General features: G+C 38.3%; 16 protein-coding genes. 13 read left to right on the forward strand and 3 right to left on the reverse strand.

All coding sequences use genetic code 11. The features are described from left to right. The first annotated feature begins 42 nt into the window (after positions 1 to 42). The 6 genes from A3IA_RS0108465 to A3IA_RS0108490 are packed head-to-tail and all read left to right on the forward strand — an operon-like array spanning position 43 to position 6,046. On the forward strand, positions 43 to 1,302 hold the full coding sequence (locus A3IA_RS0108465; RefSeq protein ID WP_018380892.1) for a four-carbon acid sugar kinase family protein: 1,260 nt from the start codon (positions 43 to 45) through the stop codon (positions 1,300 to 1,302). Continuing rightward, complete coding sequence (locus A3IA_RS0108470; protein ID WP_018380893.1) at positions 1,292 to 2,449, forward strand: iron-containing alcohol dehydrogenase; 1,158 nt, start codon at positions 1,292 to 1,294, stop codon at positions 2,447 to 2,449. The genes A3IA_RS0108465 and A3IA_RS0108470 overlap by 11 nt, the downstream gene beginning before the upstream one ends. A gap of 11 nt (positions 2,450 to 2,460) precedes the next feature. Beyond that, positions 2,461 to 3,357, forward strand: coding sequence for a 4-hydroxy-tetrahydrodipicolinate synthase (dapA, locus tag A3IA_RS0108475; protein WP_018380894.1), 897 nt, complete (start codon positions 2,461 to 2,463; stop codon positions 3,355 to 3,357). 10 nt (positions 3,358 to 3,367) lie between these two features. Beyond that, positions 3,368 to 4,399 carry a 4-hydroxythreonine-4-phosphate dehydrogenase PdxA gene (gene pdxA / locus A3IA_RS0108480; protein WP_018380895.1) on the forward strand — a complete coding sequence of 344 codons (1,032 nt, stop codon included), beginning with the start codon at positions 3,368 to 3,370 and terminating at the stop codon, positions 4,397 to 4,399. 18 nt (positions 4,400 to 4,417) lie between these two features. After that, entirely contained in the window at positions 4,418 to 4,864 is a 447-nt protein-coding gene (locus A3IA_RS0108485) for a NanQ anomerase/TabA/YiaL family protein (protein ID WP_018380896.1), read from the forward strand. Between the two features lie 12 nt (positions 4,865 to 4,876). After that, positions 4,877 to 6,046, forward strand: a complete 1,170-nt coding sequence (locus A3IA_RS0108490) for a sialidase family protein (protein ID WP_018380897.1) — start codon at positions 4,877 to 4,879, stop codon at positions 6,044 to 6,046. 46 nt (positions 6,047 to 6,092) lie between these two features. Here the strand turns inward: A3IA_RS0108490 and gloA are convergent, their stop codons facing one another. Next, positions 6,093 to 6,485 (reverse strand): lactoylglutathione lyase, encoded by a 393-nt coding sequence (gene gloA / locus A3IA_RS0108495; protein ID WP_018380898.1) that lies wholly within the window; start codon positions 6,483 to 6,485, stop codon positions 6,093 to 6,095. A gap of 103 nt (positions 6,486 to 6,588) precedes the next feature. After that, positions 6,589 to 7,257 (reverse strand): NAD(P)H-dependent oxidoreductase, encoded by a 669-nt coding sequence (locus tag A3IA_RS0108500; protein ID WP_018380899.1) that lies wholly within the window; start codon positions 7,255 to 7,257, stop codon positions 6,589 to 6,591. Positions 7,258 to 7,565: 308 nt separating this feature from the next. On the opposite strand from A3IA_RS0108500, the gene A3IA_RS0108505 reads away from it, so the two are divergent. Beyond that, positions 7,566 to 9,101 (forward strand): ClC family H(+)/Cl(-) exchange transporter, encoded by a 1,536-nt coding sequence (locus tag A3IA_RS0108505; protein WP_018380900.1) that lies wholly within the window; start codon positions 7,566 to 7,568, stop codon positions 9,099 to 9,101. A 17-nt stretch (positions 9,102 to 9,118) separates the two neighbouring features. Continuing rightward, positions 9,119 to 9,679 (forward strand): LOG family protein, encoded by a 561-nt coding sequence (locus A3IA_RS0108510; protein ID WP_018380901.1) that lies wholly within the window; start codon positions 9,119 to 9,121, stop codon positions 9,677 to 9,679. A gap of 176 nt (positions 9,680 to 9,855) precedes the next feature. On the opposite strand, the gene A3IA_RS0108515 is transcribed toward A3IA_RS0108510, so the two are convergent. Continuing rightward, the gene (locus A3IA_RS0108515; protein ID WP_018380902.1) at positions 9,856 to 10,941 is read right to left on the reverse strand and encodes a M24 family metallopeptidase; all 1,086 of its coding nucleotides are present in this window, start codon (positions 10,939 to 10,941) and stop codon (positions 9,856 to 9,858) included. 196 nt (positions 10,942 to 11,137) lie between these two features. Here A3IA_RS0108515 and ccpA point away from each other — a divergent pair, with 196 nt between their 5' ends. From ccpA to thrS, 5 genes are all read left to right on the forward strand, one after another. Then, positions 11,138 to 12,139 (forward strand): catabolite control protein A, encoded by a 1,002-nt coding sequence (gene ccpA / locus A3IA_RS0108520; protein ID WP_018380903.1) that lies wholly within the window; start codon positions 11,138 to 11,140, stop codon positions 12,137 to 12,139. A gap of 92 nt (positions 12,140 to 12,231) precedes the next feature. Beyond that, on the forward strand, positions 12,232 to 13,689 hold the full coding sequence (locus tag A3IA_RS0108525) for an alpha-amylase (RefSeq protein WP_018380904.1): 1,458 nt from the start codon (positions 12,232 to 12,234) through the stop codon (positions 13,687 to 13,689). A 248-nt stretch (positions 13,690 to 13,937) separates the two neighbouring features. Further along, positions 13,938 to 14,936: an LTA glycolipid anchor biosynthesis glycosyltransferase, IagA/BgsA family gene (locus A3IA_RS0108530; RefSeq protein WP_018380905.1), complete on the forward strand. Its 999-nt coding sequence runs from the start codon at positions 13,938 to 13,940 to the stop codon at positions 14,934 to 14,936. A gap of 1 nt (position 14,937) precedes the next feature. Next, positions 14,938 to 16,290: a glycosyltransferase family 4 protein gene (locus A3IA_RS0108535; RefSeq protein ID WP_018380906.1), complete on the forward strand. Its 1,353-nt coding sequence runs from the start codon at positions 14,938 to 14,940 to the stop codon at positions 16,288 to 16,290. 574 nt (positions 16,291 to 16,864) lie between these two features. Next, a complete protein-coding gene (gene thrS, locus A3IA_RS0108540; RefSeq protein ID WP_018380907.1) occupies positions 16,865 to 18,820 on the forward strand; it encodes a threonine--tRNA ligase in 1,956 nt (651 codons plus the stop codon). Positions 18,821 to 18,925 lie beyond the last annotated feature (105 nt).

Raw genomic sequence — 18,925 nt, forward strand, 5'->3', positions numbered from 1 at the left:
ATTTTAGACAGTGTAGTAGAATATCTTCAAGGAGGTGAAAGGATGATAAAGTTATTGGTATTAGCCGATGATTTTACTGGAGCCCTAGATACTGGAGTACAATTTTCAAAGCAGGGTGTTATAACTGAGGTAACTACAGATATTGACATCAATTTTTCAGAAGAAACTGATATTGAAGTATTAGTTATTGATACGGAGAGTCGTTATCTCAGTTATCAAGAAAGCTATCAACTGCATCTAAATATTATAAAAAGAGCTAAAAAAAGCGGTATTCACTACTATTACAAAAAAATAGATTCAGCATTAAGAGGAAATGTTAGTAGTGACATTGCGGCCCTAATGACGAGTTTTCCAAAGGAGCGCATCTCACTTATTCCGGCATACCCAGAGATAAACCGTGTCGTGAAAAAAGGCATTCTGTACATAGAAGGTAAACAAGTCACTGAAAGTAGGTTTGCCGATGATCCATATGAACCTGTTTTAGAGAGTGACATCTTAAAAAGATTACATGACGAAGCTGGTATTGTTGCAAAATTGATTTCTAACCCACAAGATGAAATAGGTGATTATTCCATTGGATTATTTGATTCAGAAACAAGTGAAGAGATTCATTCGATTGGTCAATTATTAAAAGAAAAGAATTTGCTCAATATTACAGTCGGATGTGCTTCATTTGCGAAGGAACTTTCCAGTTTATTATTTAAAAAGAAAGCAATTGAGTTTCAAGAAATAAAATCACCTCTATTAGTGATGTGCGGATCCGTAAATCAGACGACACAAAACCAAATAACATTTGCTCAAGAAAATGGTCACTTTAGACATTCTTTAGATGCGAATCAACTTTTAATAGATAGTTATTGGAATACCAATGAAGGAAAAAAAGAATTTGATAATATCAAAACGCTTTTGAATCCACGACAAATTGCTATTTTTGAAACCTTCTCTTCAAAAACTTCAAAAAATATACTTCGACTTCAGAAAAATTTTGGAATTCAAACATTTGAAGTTCGACAAAAGATTGGTCAATCATTGGGAGAATTAAGTAAAAAGTTATTCTCTTCGGAAATAGATAGAACATACCTTTTTACTGGGGGGGATACCCTGTTTCAATCAATGCAAGTTATTGGAATAACTAGGATTCGACCAAACTTTGAATACAGTCCAGGAGTAGTTGTTTCAACTATCTATTGGCAAGGCAAAGAATATCAAGTCTTAACAAAGTCAGGGGGATTTGGTGAGGAAAATTTGTTTGTTGAAATTCAAAACGACTATTTAAAAAAGGGGGAAAAATATGTTAACTGATTATAATTTAAAGATGCCTAAAAATATTTTTGCTGGCGAAAACGCACTGGAACAGATTGAAACCATTATTCCTGAAAGAACCAAAAAAATTATCGTATTTTCAGATAAGGGTATTCAAGATGCTGGGTTATTGGAAATTCCATTAACGATTTTAGATAAAACCGGAATTGATTATGAGATTATTACAGATATTCCAGCAGAACCTACTTACCACCAGGCACAGGAAATAGTAGAGTATTTTAAATCTTTAAAGGGAGATTTCATCATAGCCATTGGTGGCGGAAGTGTGATGGATACTGCTAAGCTAGCTTCTATATTGGCAACAGATGAGTATGGTGTTAAAGATTTACTAGATAATCCTTTGTTAGCAAAGAAACAAATTTCATCTTTAATGATACCAACAACAGCGGGAACCGGTTCTGAAGCAACCCCAAATAGTATTGTCGCTGTGCCAGAAAAAGATTTAAAAGTTGGTATTGTTAATCCTGAAATGATTGCAGATTTTGTCATTCTTGATGGTCGGTTAATTAAGAATTTACCACTAAAAATTGCTGCAGCAACAGGTGTTGATGCGATGTGTCATGCCATTGAATGTTTTACTTCAAACAAACGTAATCCATTTAGCAACACTTTTGCTTTAGAAGCTTTTGATTTGATTTTCAATAACGTTATTGAAGCTTGTCAAAATCCTGATGCACTAGATGCAAAAAATAAAATGCTTCTTGGGTCTTTCTATGCCGGAGTAGCTATTACTGCTTCAGGCACAACAGGGATTCATGCTCTTTCCTATCCACTTGGAGGAAAATATCATATCTCCCATGGTGTTTCCAATGCTATTTTGCTAATGCCAGTTATGACTTTCAATGAGCCGGTTATTAAAGAATATTTTGCAGAGGCTTATAATAGAGTCGTTAAAGATGGTAACAAGGATCTCTCAGTTGAAGAAAAATCTCAATTTATTCTCAATGGTATGGGAGATATTGTTAAAACATTAAAAATTCCAACCAGCTTGAAAGAATTTGATGTTTCAGAAGATGATCTTGAAGGCTTGGTTGAAGCCGGCATGCAAGTAAGACGTTTACTAGTTAATAACATGAGAGAAATTACAGCAGATGATGCTCGCGAAATTTACAAACAAGTACTATAAAAGGAGAAATCATGGTTAAAATTGAAGGAATTATTGCCCCCATCATCACGCCAATGAATGAAGATGAGTCTATTAATCTAAATGAATTTAGAAATCAAGTAGATCGTTTAATTGATAATGGAATACACGGTATATTCGTTTTTGGCACTAACGGAGAATCATATATTTTAAGTGAGGAAGAAAAACTTGAAGTCATCAAAGTCGCTGTGGAACAAGCTGATGGTCGTGTTCCTATCTACGCTGGTACAGGTTTAAATGGAACAAAAGAAACCATCCGATTTTCTCTCAAAGTGAAAGAGCTCGGTGTTGATGCCTTATCAATTATTACACCTGGTTTTGCAGCTGCCTCACAAGATGAACTTTATGAACATTTTAAAGCAGTTGCTGAGGCAGTTGATTTACCGATTATTTTGTATAATATTCCATCTAGAACTGGAAATACAATTGCTCCAGTAACGGTTGGTAAATTAAGTGAAATCCCTAATATAGTAGGTGTTAAAGATTCCAGTGGTAATTTTGATAATATACTTCAGTATATTGAACAAAGTCGTAATGCAGAAGATTTTGTAGTTCTTTCGGGAAATGATTCCCTTATCCTTTGGACTTTACTTGCCGGTGGTTCGGGTGCGATAGCAGCATGTTCAAATGTTTATCCTTATACTCTTTCACAAATTTATGAACAATTTGTTGAGGGAAATATTGAAAAGTCACGTCAGTATCAGGATTCTATTCGTTCCTTCCGAAACCTATTTGCATTTGGCAATCCAAATACAATTGTTAAATATGGTGTTGCTGAGCTCGGTCATCCAGTTGGCAAAGCAAGAGCTCCATTTAATCATTTATCAGCTGAAGGTCTTGAAGCTCTCCGTCAAGTTTTGGCTAATAATAAAAAGAACGGTATGAAATAGAGGTGTCTTCATGACAAAAAAAATAATTGGAATTACTTTGGGTGATCCAGCTGGAATTGGTCCAGAAATCGCATTAAAGGCTTTTACTAAGGAAGAATTATACAAGAAGTCAAAACCATTATTAATAGGAGATAGTTCGATAGTAAATTACTATCTTGAAAAGCATCCTGAATTAAACTTGAACGTCAATATTATTGATAAACCAGCCGATGGGCAATATGAATTCGGTAAAATAGATTTAATTGATCTAGGTATTATTGATATGTCAACTTTTGAAATTGGTAAAGTATCAGCAGTTGGTGGAGATGCAGCTTTTCAATACGTTAAAAAAGTTATCGAGCTTGCACTTGCTAAAGAGATTGATGCTACAGTTACTAACCCATTGAATAAAGAAGCAATGAATTTAGCAGGCCATCACTATGCAGGTCATACAGAAATTTATGCTAATTTGACAGACACTGATAAGTACACGATGATGTTAGCTGATGGTAATCTGCGCGTCGTCCATGTTTCTACTCATGTTTCTTTAAGAGAAGCTTGTGATAGGGCTACTAAAGATAGAGTTTTAGATGTTATTCGAATAGCTGATAAGGCATGCAAAGATTTGGGAATGGAAAATCCTAGAATTGCCGTTGCAGGACTAAATCCTCACTGTGGCGAAAATGGATTATTTGGTACGGAAGAAATTGAGCATATCAATCCAGCTGTTGAAGAAGCTAAATCAGAGGGCATAAATGCTTATGGATCATTGCCAGCTGATACAATTTTTTCAAAGGCAAATGGAGGAATGTATGATATTGTGGTTGCAATGTATCACGATCAAGGCCATATTCCTTTGAAATTGCTTGGTTTTGTTTATGATCAGGAAAAAGGAGCGTGGCAAGCAGTTCGAGGTGTTAACATTACACTAGGTTTACCAATCATTCGAACATCGGTTGATCATGGAACGGCATTCGATGTTGCTGGTGAGTGGATGGCAAGTGAAGTAAGCCTCGAAAATGCTATTGATTATGCTATTCAATTAGCTGAAAATTCAAAATAAAATAAAGAGGTCACCATTATGATTATTGACCGTCGAGAATGCTTGGCTAATTACCAAGCTATTCTTAGAAATATTGATAAAGCGCTTTCTAAAGTGTCGGAGGTGGAAAATACATGGGAAGAGGGAGTGAGGTATCTTTTTGACGGTGGTTTTGTTTTCTTTCAACAAGGAAAAACGAAGCCATTAAATGAATCTCAATTCGAGGCACATAAAAAATATGTTGATGTCCAGCTTGTCCTAGAAGGGTCAGAGTATGTTGCTATCAATGTTCGTGAAGAGGTATCAATGCTTATTCCTTATGACAATGAGAAGGATGTTGAAAAATATCAAGGTGAAACGGAACACTTCATTAAAGTATCTAAAGGAATGGGGTATGTTTGTTTTCCATGGGATATTCACAAAGCTATTTTTCATATTGAGAAACCACAAGAATTTATAAAAGCAGTAATTAAAATAGAAATTTAGATGAGGTAAAAAATGAAAAAACTTCCAAATGTTCTAGTTTCAGAGCCTAATGGCGTTATTTATCATGATGATTTTTTAAATATTGATTTTGGATTAATTCCAACTGGTGGGAATGCTACCGCACATGCTCCCGCCTTGATTGAAACTGAAGACGGCGGACTTCTTTGTGCCTGGTTTGCGGGTTCATTTGAAGGCTCAGGTGATATCTCAATTGCTATTTCCAAATTAAATCCTAAAACTCAAGAGTGGTCTGATGCTGTTATTGTATCAAAAGGTGAAGATCGTTCTGAGCAAAATCCAGCTTTCTTTCGTGCGCCAGATGGGCAAATTTGGTTGATTTACACCTCTCAGTTAAGTCGTCAAGAGGGTAAGGATAATATGCAATTCACCTCTATTATCATGGTTCAAAAATCTTCTGATGAAGGTATAACTTGGAGTGAGCCAGAAGTATTGTTCCCCGAAGAAGGAACATTTTCACGTCAAGCAATTCAAATCTTAAGTAACGGCAGATGGATTTTTGCCACATGGATTTGTGAAGATTCTCCTGAAGGGCTAACAAATGATCCAACAGAATTTCGAGTTTCTGATGACGAAGGAAAGACATGGAAAGTAGTTCGTATGCCTGAATCTGCAGGTCGCGTCCATGCTAATTTAATTGAAGTTGAACCTGGTCATTTGGTTGCTTTTATGCGTAGTCGTTTTGCAGATAACGTTTATATTAGCGAGTCAAACGATTACGGAGATACTTGGTCAATTCCTGAAAAGACTTTACTTCCAAATAACAATGCAAGCATTTCGGCAATAAAACTTCAAACTGGAGAAATTGCCTTGGCTTATAACGATAATGCTAGCAGAAATGCTGAATTCGGAAAAGTTGCCTGGCCAGGGTTAAGAAATCCTGTTGCTGTATCGGTTACTGAGGATTTCGGTAAGACTTGGCCGATTGGTCGTGTCTTTGAACAAGCAGAAGGATATATTGGTTCAGAAAATCGAACGAACAATAAACAATATGAATACCCAACTTTATATCAAACGAAAGATGGAAAGTTACATCTAGTTTATGCCTATCGAAACAGACTTTGTGTTAAATATGTTAGATTCACTTTAGATGATTTATATGGTTTAAAACGTGAAGTAGAAGGCTTGTATAATCCTACTTCAGGAGCAGGTGTTGATAAATAGTTGACAAAAAAACACTTCTCACGTGAGAAGTGTTTTCTTCTTATTCTTAATCACGTCCTTCAAATACTGGAAGGCTGATGATTTCAATTTTGTAACCATCTGGATCTGTGATGAAATAAAACATTGGTTTTTGGTCTGGCAATCCTTTAATATCTGTGATTGAGTAACCTGCTTCTTGATGAGCTTTATGAAGGTTTTCAATATCTTCAACACCAAGAGCAATGTGGCCATAGCCATCACCAAGTTCATAAGCACCGTGACCATAGTTGTATGTCAACTCAAGTTCGTATTCATACCCTTCTGCACGTAGGTAAACAATAGTAAATTCTTGCTCAGGGAAGTCTAAACGACGGTCTTCAGTCAATGATAGGGCGTCTGCGTAGAATTTTAATGAAGCGTCTAAATCTTTGACGCGAACACAGGTATGTAATGGTTTCATATCAATCTCCTTTGTAGAAATGCTGACTATTTCTTAATTCAGCAAGTATTTTATCAAAAAATTTATTCTTTTACTAATGATAATGCTTACTTTGTATCATCTATTAGTTGAACGTTGAAATGACTGCCTTGCGTTCTTTGCGTTGACGAGGATGTTTAGGATTTTGAAGGCGATAGCCTAAGGACAGCATACTTGCAATCCCCTCCTTGTCACTGTCAATCACACCGTGTTCAGCTAAAATAGCATTGACTTTACCATAAGGGAAACCTTCAATCGGACAGGAATCAATGCCCAATAAAGCGGCAGACGTCATCATATTTCCCAGGGCGATATAGGTTTGTTTAGCGGTCCAATCCCAGAGGCGACGCTCATCGTCTGCGATTTCCATATCTGATTCTTGAAAGATTTGGTACTGTTTTAAACGAGCCTCTAGGGCTTTAGAATCAGAAATACCACGCCGTACAAGACTGTCATAGACTGATGGGCTATCGTAACGGGCATTTTTCTCAGCAATTAAAAGAATAAAGTGACTTGCTGTATCCAACTGCGATTTGGCACCCCATGAAACGGCTTTGATGGCTTCTTTAACGGCTGCATTTTCCAAAACGACAAAACGCCATCCTTCTAAACCGATAGACGAAGGACTCAACCAAGCAGCGTCTAAAATGGTATCTAGGTCTTCTTGAGGAATCTTTTTATCTTGATAAACACGTATGGCTACACGGTTTTGATAGGCGTCTTGAAGTTGTTGACGAATGTTTTGATTATCCATAATGTCTCCTTTTCTTTGGGGATATGATAACATTTTCTGAACCTGATGACTACACATCAAACGCATGAAGTAATTTATTCCTTTCTGATAGCTATCTTTCATCAACAATATAATCCAATTGAAATTGAATAAATAATTATGTTTGACTGTAAAACAGTGAAAAAATCTTAAAAAATGACTGTATCTAGAAAGTGGTGACATGTATTTTTTCAGGCGTATAGCGTGCGATTGCTATGATTCCCTCTTGAAAGTGCGTCTTAAAACGTGTTAAGATAGAAGTATTTAGGATAAAAATGACAGGAGGAATTATGGATCAGCATCAAAAAGCCAGGTCGTATCTATCAGAATCGATTTTGTTTCTCATTTTTAGAGGCATTATCGTAGGACTAATTGCAGGATTTGTTGTTAGTAGTTTTAGGCTGCTTATTCAGATATTTTATGAAAAGTTCTTGTATTTATATGAATTAGCCCATGAAAAAAGTATCTATTTAGCTCTTATTTTGGGGTTATATGTCCTTATTTCTTTGATAGTAGGAAAATTATTGCTATCAGAACCACAAATTAAGGGATCTGGTATTCCCCAAGTTGAGGCTGAGCTGAAAGGATTCATGCATTTGAATTGGTGGAGTGTGCTTTGGAAAAAGTTTGTAGCAGGCTTATTAACCATCTCAAGTGGGATGCTCTTAGGCCGTGAGGGTCCTAGTATTCAGCTGGGTGCTATGGTCGGAAAAGGTGTTGCTACCAAGTTTGGTCTAGCCTCTTTCGGTGAGAAAACCCTAATTGCCAGTGGTTCAGCAGCAGGAATTGCAGCAGCTTTTGGGGCACCGATAGCAGGTCTTCTTTTTGTAGTTGAAGAAGTTTACCATCATTTTTCACGAACGGTTTGGATTACGACTCTAACAGCCAGTTTAACGGCAGATCTTGTTTCCAAACAGTTCTTCGGTATGGCACCTGTTCTCGATTTTGCTTCCAATTTAGCTCAGATGCCTTTAGAGGCTTACTGGTTGTATCTTATCATGGGCCTTGTCTGTGGCTTGTTGGCTTTTGGTTACGAAAAAGTGATTTTGGTTGTCGGAGAGTACTACCAAAAGTTAGGGAAAATCCTTCATATTAAACCGATCTATTTTAGCATTGTTGCGCTCGTTGCCATCATGCCCCTAACCTATTTTCTTCCGATTCTTTCTGGAGGCGGTCACGAAGTCATCATCACCCTCCCAAAACTCCATCTAGGCTTTTGGGTCTTGCTAGCCTGGTTTGTCATTCGCTTTGTCTACTGCATGATTTCCTATGGTAGTGGTGTCCCGGGTGGTATTTTTCTGCCAATCTTATCCCTTGGAGCCCTTTCTGGTGCAGCCTTTGGTGCCTTAGCTGTTCAACTTGGTTTGATTGATGACAGTATGTTTAGTCTCTTCGTTATCGCAGGGATGAGCGCCTACTTCGGCGCCGTTTCAAAAGCCCCACTGACCGCTATTGTCTTAGTCTGTGAAATGGTTGGAAACCTTTCGCAGCTCATGCCGCTAGCCTTCGTCACTCTCATTTCATACACCGTCATGGATTTGCTTAAAGGTGCCCCAGTCTATGAAGCCATGTTGGAAAAAATGTTTGCCAACAAGGAAGTCGAAGTTTCTGAAAAACTCATGCTTTTGCAGTGGCCAGTATCAGACAAAATTGCAGGTAGGCAAGTTCGCGAATTAGAATTACCGCGACAAATTTTGATTACTAATCAAGTCGTCAATGGAAAAAATGAAGTCGTGTCAGGGTCATCTGTCCTATATTTGGGCAATACTATTGATGTCATTATCCGAGAGTCTGATCGTCATTTAGCTGAAAAATATTTACTATAAAATTAGGAGAATTACACATGAAGATAACGATTTTTTGCGGTGCCAATTCGGGGAAAAATCCCATATATGCTCAAAAAACACAAGCATTAGCCGCTTGGATGGCAGACAATAAGCATAGCCTGGTCTTTGGTGGAGGTAAGGTCGGTTTGATGGGAATTTTAGCAGATAGTTTGATCGCTGCCGGCTGTGAAACGATTGGCGTCATGCCGACCTTTCTTAAAGAACGTGAAATTGTGCATACAGGCCTATCTCAACTGATTGTGGTTGAAGACATGCCAAGTCGAAAAGCTAAGCTGATGTCCTTAGGTCAAGTTTTCATTGCCTTGCCAGGAGGTCCGGGAACCCTTGAAGAAATTTCAGAAGTCATTTCTTGGTCACGGATTGGACAAAATGATAAACCCTGTCTGTTATTCAATGTTAACGGTTATTTCGATCCTTTGAAGAAGCAATTCGATCACATGGTTGAAGAAGGCTTTCTCAGTCAAGAAGACCGTGATAAAGTTCTTTTCACAGATAATCTTGATGAGATAGAAGCGTTTATTCAAAATTATCAGGCACCCCAAGTGAGAAAATACTAAAAGGTTGTTGGGATAAAAATCTAACATAAGACATAAAAAAGCGAACAAGATAGAATTCTGTTTAAGAAAAAAACTATCTTGTTCGCTTTTTATCAACCTTATGTAGCCAGATGGTAAAGAATTTCTAAGCTGAAAATCTTTTTTCAAAACTCTTTTTTACTTATATATTTAGTTGATTAGCCTTCAAAATAAAGTAACTCTTTTGGCGTTTTGGTGAAGGTTTCAAAGCCATTTTTGGTGACATAGCCACAATCTTCAATTCGAACACCGACCTTGCCAGGAATATAGATACCTGGTTCTACAGAGAAACACATGCCTTCTTGGATTTCCATATCATTGCCCTCCATAATAGATGGGAATTCATGAACATCCATACCAAGCCCATGCCCAAGACGGTGATTGAAGTATTCTCCGTAACCAGCTTTTTCAATGACACGCCGTGCAGCAGCATCAACTTCAGAAGCTGTGACACCTGGTTTGATAAATTCTTGAGCAGATAATTGGGCTTCTAGACAGAGATTATAAATATCTTTTTTGAATTGATCGGGCTGCCCAACGGCGACTGTTCTGGTCATATCACTAGTATAGCCAAGTGTTTCAACTCCCAAATCGAAAAGAAGTAGGGCGTTATTTTCAATCTTATTGGTGCCAGGAATACCATGTGGGTTGGCAGCATTGTTTCCCGTTAGAACCATAGTTTCAAAGCTCATCTTGGAAATGCCTTGTTTTTTGAGTTCAAATTCAATCTGAGCGATGATGTCAGTTTCTGTTTTATCAAGTGAAATATTGTCAAAACCGATTTGCACAGCCTTATCAGCCCAGTCGCCAGCAATCAACATCTTGTTAATCTCATCTTCGGATTTGATTAGACGCATGTTTTGAATTAAAGGAGTCAAGTTTACAAAGGCACCTGTGAAGACTGTTTCTAAGCCTTTAAACTTGGTGACATTAAGGTTGTCGAATTCCACCGCCACTTTGGTAAAATCAGTTTGCGGCAAGACTGCCTTAATTTTATCCCATGGATTTTCAGAATCTTGATAGCCAACAACTGGAAAGTTGACCACGCTTTTAGCACGAGCAGCATCAAGTGCTGGTAAGAAAAGGAGTGGTTGCTTGTCGGCCATCAAAAAGAGGAACATGTAACGTTCGTGGGGATCGCTAGCAAATCCTGTTAGGTAGTTGATGGTAACAGGATCGGAAACAACAGCTCCTGCAACATCCTGTTTAAGCAAGTTTTCTAAAAGTAAATCAATTTTTGTCATGTTATCCCTTCTTTCTGTCTCTTATTTTTTCAAAAATACCTCTAAAAATCAAACTTTTACAGCCTTTTTCCTCAGATTCTCAAATAAATTAACGAAAAAAATAGCATTAGACTTGAAAGTGTTTCCAAATCATGATAGTATAGACTATGAAAGCGTGATTTTCAAATGACAAAAATACAATGAAAGGAAAATTTATATGAATACAGATGATACTATTACGATTTATGACGTTGCCAGAGAAGCTGGTGTATCTATGGCAACAGTTAGTCGTGTGGTCAATGGTAACAAAAATGTTAAAGAAAATACTCGACAAAAGGTTCTTGAGGTTATCGATCGTTTGGACTACCGTCCAAATGCCGTAGCACGTGGACTTGCCAGCAAGAAAACAACTACAGTTGGGGTTGTTATTCCCAATATTTCAAATGCGTACTTTGCTCTTTTAGCTAAAGGTATCGACGACATCGCTGAGATGTACAAGTACAACATTGTTTTAGCTTCAAGTGATGAGAATGAAGATAAGGAAGTTAACGTGGTTAACACGCTCTTTGCTAAGCAAGTTGATGGGATTATCTTCATGGGTCACCGTTTGACTGACAAGATTCGTGCGGAGTTTTCACGTTCACGTACACCGGTAGTTCTTGCAGGAACCATCGATTTGGAGCACCAATTGCCAAGCGTTAACATTGATTACGAAAAAGCGGTTGAAGGTGTCGTTTCAGACCTAGCTAAAAATCATAAACAGATTGCCTTCGTTTCAGGACCACTTCTTGATGACATCAATGGCAAGGTGCGCCTAGCTGGATACAAAGCCGGTTTAAAATCTAATAAAATTGACTATACAGAAGGTCTTGTTTTTGAAGCCAAATACCGCTATGAAGATGGTTTTGAATTGGCAGAACGTGTGATTAACTCAGGTGCAACAGCCGCCTACGTTGGAGAAGACGAACTTGCTGTAGGTCTTTTAAATGGTCTGTTTGCAGCTGGTAAACGCGTTCCAGAAGATATTGAAATTATCACAAGCAACGACTCGGAAATCGTCAAATACACACGACCAAACTTGTCATCAATTAGCCAACCAATCTATGATTTAGGTGCGGTTGCCATGCGTATGTTGACTAAAATCATGAACAAAGAAGACTTAGAAGAAAAAGAAATTATTCTTAACCATGGTGTTACAAAACGCGCATCAACGAAATAAACAAACAGCATGACCTCTTAGTGGGGTCATGTTTTCTTATTTCTAAAAATAGTGGTAGAATAAATCAAATAATGAAAAAGTGAGACAATAATATGACAAACGAAACCCTCATGCAGTATTTTGAATGGTATTTACCACCAGATGGCCAGCATTGGCAGCGCCTTGTTGATGATGTTGATACTTTAAAACAACTAGGTGTCAATAAGGTTTGGATGCCACCAGCTTTCAAGGGAACTGGCTTTGAGGATGTCGGTTACGGTGTTTACGATCTCTTTGACTTAGGAGAATTTGACCAAAAAGGAACTGTTCCGACGAAATATGGAACCAAAGAAGACTATCTTCGTGCCATCAAGGCTTTAAATGAGGCTGGAATCATGCCTATTGCAGATGTGGTTCTTAATCACAAGGCAAATGGTGATGAAAAAGAACGTTTTAAGGTTTTGAAAATGAATCAAACTAATCGCCAAGAAGCCATTTCAGAACCTTACGATATTGAAGCCTGGACTCACTTTACCTTCCCCGGTCGCCAGAAACAGTATGATGATTTTGAGTGGCACTGGTACCATTTCACCGGGATGGACTATGACGCGCTTAATAATGAAACTGGTCTGTACATGGTCATGGGTGACAATAAGGGATGGGCAGATCAGGACAGTGTTGACGAAGAAAATGGTAATTATGATTACCTCATGTTCAACGATATTGATTTCGATCATCCAGAAGTAGTCGCTAATCTACAAAAATGGGTTAGTTGGTTCTTAGAAACAAGTCAGGTAGGAGGATTTCGCTTAGATGCTGTGAAGCATATTGATTCTAAATTCATGGCTGATTTTATCCGTTATATTCGTGAGCATCTCAAAGAAGATCTTTATGTTTTTGGAGAATATTGGAAGGATGATACTGAGGAAAACATTGACTACTTAGAAGATGTTGACATGCAATTTGACTTGGTGGATGTTGTTTTACACATGAACCTTTACCAAGCCTCACAGACTGGTCAGGACTTTGATTTATCGAGAATCTTGGAAGGGAGTTTGATGCAGACTCGACCAGATTTTGCGGTAACTTTTGTGGACAATCATGATTCTCAAAGAGGGCAGTCCTTGGAGTCTACAGTGGCAGACTGGTTTAAACCTCTTGCTTACAGCTTTATTATGCTGCGCCAGCAAGGGAAACCCTGTCTTTTCTACGGGGATTACTACGGTATTGAGGGAGAATTTGCTCAGCCCTCTTTCAAAGAGGTTATTGACAAATTAGCCTACCTCAGACAGCACCATGTTTATGGCAATCAAGTGGACTATTTTGACCATCCTAATTGTATTGGCTGGGTCAATCAAGGTGATAAGGAACACCCGAATCCACTAGCAGTTGTCATATCGAATGGTGATGCTGGTTGGAAAGACATGGAACTTGGTCAATTACATGCTGGAAAAACTTTCATTGATTACCTAGGTCATTCAGACGAAGAAGTCGTCATTGATGACAAGGGTTGGGCAAGATTTCCAGTTCAAGCTGGGTCAGTCTCAGCCTGGGTTCCAAAAGCTTACTGATTTGAGATTGAAGAAACTGTCTATCTTGGACATTTTCTTCAATCTTTTTCTTTGTAATCATAATCGAAAAACTCTCGAAAATGTTGAAAAAACAACGTTTTTAAGATTTTGATTACCATCCGTCTCCCTAGAAGATGTGTCAAATTATCAAATTTTCAGAAAGGGATTTACCTTTTCTGAATCAGTCCTTGGACTGATTTTTTGGTTTGTTAATGAAAATGTCCTCTGATTACGTTATAATAGGCTTTATGAAAGTATTACTGTATTTAGAAGCGCCAGAACAGCTGAGCAAATCAGGTATTGGTCGGGCTATAAAACATCAGAAAAAAGCGTTGGAGCTAGCAGGTATTGACTATACGACAGATCCCAATGATGATTATGATCTTGTACATATCAATACTTATGGCCTCAAAAGTTGGAATCTTTTAAGGAAATCTCAAAAAGCAGGCAAGCGCGTGATTATGCACGCACATTCCACCAAGGAAGATTTTGAAAATTCTTTTATCGGGTCAAATATGGCTGCACCTCTTTTCAAAAAACATCTCATGCGCTTTTACCAAGCGGCGGATTATTTGATTACGCCAACAGACTATTCTAAAAAGTTGATTCAATCCTACGGTATTACGACGCCCATTTCAGCCATTTCCAATGGAATTGATTTGAGTCGTTATCAACAAAGTTATAGTAAGGAAGCTATTTTTAGGGCACATTTTAACCTTAAAAAAAGCGATAAGGTCGTCATTTCTGCAGGTCTCTTTTTTGAGCGTAAGGGAATCGATGATTTTGTCAAAGTCGCAAAACTGATGCCTCACGTAACCTTTATCTGGTTTGGACACATTAATCATTACTTGATTCCAAGTCATATTAGAAATATTGTCGAAGGCGATCATCCAGACAATGTTATCTTTCCAGGCTATATCAAGGGAGATATTTACGAGGGTGCCATGACAGGAGCTGATGCCTTTTTCTTCCCAAGTCGTGAAGAAACAGAAGGGATCGTTGTTTTAGAAGCTCTAGCTAGTCGTCAAAATCTAGTTTTACGTGACATTCCTGTTTATGAGGGGTGGATTGATGAGAATTCTGCCTATCTAGCTAAGACTGTTGTCGGTTTTGTCTACGCCTTAGAAAAAGTTCTTGCTGGTAAAGAAGATAAGATTGAGGCTGGTTATCAGGTTGCCGCAAGGAAGGATATCAAGCTGGTTGCAGAGCAATTAGCAGCAGTGTATCAAAAAGTATTGGAGCTCTAAAATGAGAGTTGGACTATTCACGGATACCTACTTCCCGCAAATTTCGGGGGTAGCAACGAGTATCAAAACCCTAAAAACAGAGTTGGAAAAATTAGGACATGAGGTCTTTATTTTTACAGCAACGGAAAAAAATATCCGTGTTGATGAAGACCCTACCATCATTCGCTTACCAAGTGTTCCATTTGTAGCTTTTAGTGAAAGACGTGTCGTTTATTCTGGTTTGTCTTCGGCATATAAGATTGCTAAGGAACATCATCTAGATATTATCCATACTCAAACAGAATTCAGTGTTGGCATTTTTGGTTGGATGATTGGGAAAGAATTAGGGATTCCAGTCGTCCATACCTATCACACGCATTATGAAGACTATGTGCATTACATTGCCAAAGGACGATTGATTAGACCGGGTATGGTCAAGTATTTTGTGCGCAATTTCCTGAAAGATTGTGACGGTGTTATCTGTCCAAGCCCTATTGTTTTGAACATTTTAGATTCTTATAAGGTCAAAATTCCTAAGAGGGTTATCTCAACTGGGATTGATTTGGAGCAGTATAAACGCCCTGAGATTCAAGAATCTGATATTGTGGCTTTACGTCAAGAATTAGGGATTGCTAGTGATGAAACCATGCTGTTAAGTTTATCACGTGTTTCCTATGAAAAAAATATTCAAGCTGTTTTACGCGCTCTTCCAGAGGTTATTGCAGAAAATCCAAAGGTCAAATGTGTAGTGGTAGGTGATGGCCCTTACCTTGATGATTTAAAAGAGTTAGTCGATGCCTTAGCCCTACATGACCGCGTGATTTTTACGGGAATGATAGCTCAGAATAGGACAGCTTATTACTATAAGGCAGCTGATTTTCTAGTATCTGCCTCAACCAGTGAAACACAAGGGTTGACCTATACTGAGAGTCTGGTTAGTGGGACACCAATTATCGCACACACCAATTCTTATTTAGAAGATTTGCTGGATTGTCCCATGTTTGGCTATCTTTATGATGATGACGAGGACATTGCCCAAGCCATTTTAAATGCTATCTCTGGTACGCCAGAAATGACAGAAGAGTGTTTAGCTCATAAACTTTATGAGATGTCATCAGAGCGCTTTGCCTTGTCGATTTACGAGCTTTATATTGATGCCATTATTTCTAAAAATTATCAAGTGAGCACAAGTCCCTTTGCTTTGGATGGTAAGAAAAAATACACGCACATCAAATTAATGAGAAACACTTTTGGTGTTCCGTCAACACTTGTTCGAACGACAGCTCAAACGTCTGTTAGGGTGTTAAAAACGCCAAAATTATTAGTAGATCGGATTAGAACAATTTCGTTACGAGATCGGGATTCGGACGACTAAATAATCCGCACAAGAAGGGCATGAAAAAAGTCTCTATTTCAGATAAGGTATTTTCATAAAATTACATTTTTATGCTGACATTTTGTGTGATAGCAATGAAAATGAGGGAATGCCCATGCGATGATATGAATTTATTTGAAACTATTTTGAAAAAATGAACGTAATAAGAAAATAATTTCATTTATTTTCATTCAATAACTGACTTGACAATCTGATGAATTGTGATATTATAAGCCTTAGAAGACACGTCTGTCAGTCGTCATTTTTGAGAGAGTATCCGGTTGGTGTGAGGATATAGGTGGCCTGATGAGATACTACTTCTCATGATTTTATGCAAACATAAAAGGGTGGTTCCCTTATCGCCATTAGAGTTCTAGGGGCTTTTCTTGTCACTAGATAAACTAAGGTGGAACCACGTTACGACGTCCTTTTGGAGGACGTCGTATTTTCTTTTTTAAGAAGCTGGATCCCTTCTTAAAAATAGAAGCCCATAAAATCAGGTGTGTTTTCTTAAACAGTTGTCTAATAATTAGCAAGACTAAAGTCTTGTTTACTAAATAAAAAGGAGATTCTTATGATTAAAATTACTTTCCCAGATGGTGCTGTTCGCGAGTTTGAGTCTGGTGTATCAACAGTTGATATTGCTGAATCTATTAGTAAATCATTGGCTAAAAAAGCTTTGGCTGGTAAATTTAACGGTCAGTTATTGGATACTGTTCGCCCACTGACAGAAGACGGAACACTTGAAATTGTCACTCCAGACCATGAAGATGCCTACGATGTGCTTCGCCACTCAGCGGCTCACTTGTTCGCTCAAGCAGCGAAACGTCTTTTCCCTAATCTTCACTTGGGTGTAGGTCCGGCTATTCAGGATGGTTTCTACTACGATACTGACAATGCTGAAGGTCAAATTTCAAATGAAGATCTTCCTCGTATCGAAGAAGAAATGCAAAAAATTGTTCGTGAAAACTATCCATGTATTCGTGAAGAAATTTCAAAAGAAGAAGCACTTGAACTCTTCAAGGATGATCCTTATAAAGTTGAATTAATCAGCGAACACGCTGACGATGCTGCTGGTTTAACCATTTACCGCCAGGGTGAATTCGTTGACCTTTGCCGTGGTCCACATATTCCTTCAACTGGTCATATCAAAGTCTTCAAACTGCTCAATGTGGCGGGAGCTTACTGGCGTGGAAATTCTGACAATGCCATGATGCAACGTGTATACGGAACAGCTTGGTTTGATAAAAAAGACCTTAAAAACTACCTCAAAATGCGTGAAGAAGCTAAAGAACGTGACCACCGTAAACTTGGTAAAGAACTTGATCTCTTCATGATTTCGCAAGAAGTTGGACAAGGTTTCCCATTCTGGTTACCAGATGGGGCAACTGTTCGTCGTACTTTGGAGCGCTACATCACTGATAAAGAATTGGCTTCAGGTTACCAACACGTTTACACCCCACCTCTTGCTTCAGTAGAATTGTACAAAACATCAGGTCACTGGGATCACTATCAAGAAGATATGTTCCCAACTATGGACATGGGTGATGGTGAAGAAATCGTTCTTCGTCCAATGAACTGTCCACACCACATTCAAGTTTATAAAAACCACGTTCGCTCTTACCGTGAGCTACCAATTCGTATCGCAGAGCTTGGTATGATGCACCGTTATGAAAAATCTGGTTCCCTCACTGGACTTCAACGTGTACGTGAAATGACTTTGAATGACGGTCATATCTTTGTGGCGCCTGAACAAATCCAAGAAGAATTCCAGAAAGCACTGCAACTGGTTATTGATGTTTACGGTGACTTCAACCTTACTGACTATCGTTTCCGTTTGTCATACCGTGATCCTGAAGACAAGGAAAAATACTTTGACAATGATGAAATGTGGGAAAATGCTCAAACCATGCTTAAAGCAGCGCTAGATGAAATGGAGTTGGATTACTTTGAGGCAGAAGGTGAAGCAGCCTTCTATGGTCCAAAACTTGATATTCAAGTGAAAACTGCCCTTGGTAATGAAGAAACCTTGTCAACAATCCAACTTGACTTCCTTCTTCCTGAACGTTTTGAACTTTCATATGTTGGTGCAGATGGAGAAGAACACCGTCCGGTTATGATTCACCGTGGTATTATTTCAACTATGGAACGCTTTACTGCCATTCTGATTGAAACTTATAAAGGAGCCTTCCCAACATGGCTTGCGCCACATCAAGTGACAGTTATTCCGATTTCAAATGAAGCTCACGTAGACTACGCTTGGGAAGTGGCTAAGAAACTTCGTGATCTTGGTATTCGTGCCGATGTTGATGAACGTAACGAAAAAATGCAATACAAGATTCGTCAAAGTCAAACAAGTAAAATCCCTTACCAATTAATCGTTGGGGATAAAGAGATGGAAGATAAATCTGTTAACGTTCGTCGCTACGGTAAGAATGAAACTGAAACAGTGCCAGTTGAAAGCTTTATCGAAGCAATCCAAGCAGATATTGCTCGCAAATCAAGACCAGTTGAAGAAGCTGTAGAATAATAATCTGATATAAGAAGCATTCTGTCTTTGGGTTACTAGCAGTCACAACATTCTATACCTTATAAGATTATGCTTTAAGGCAATCGCATGTGGTTTTGTAGAAAT

The organism is Streptococcus thoraltensis DSM 12221 (genome assembly GCF_000380145.1).
Lineage (GTDB): Bacteria > Bacillota > Bacilli > Lactobacillales > Streptococcaceae > Streptococcus > Streptococcus thoraltensis.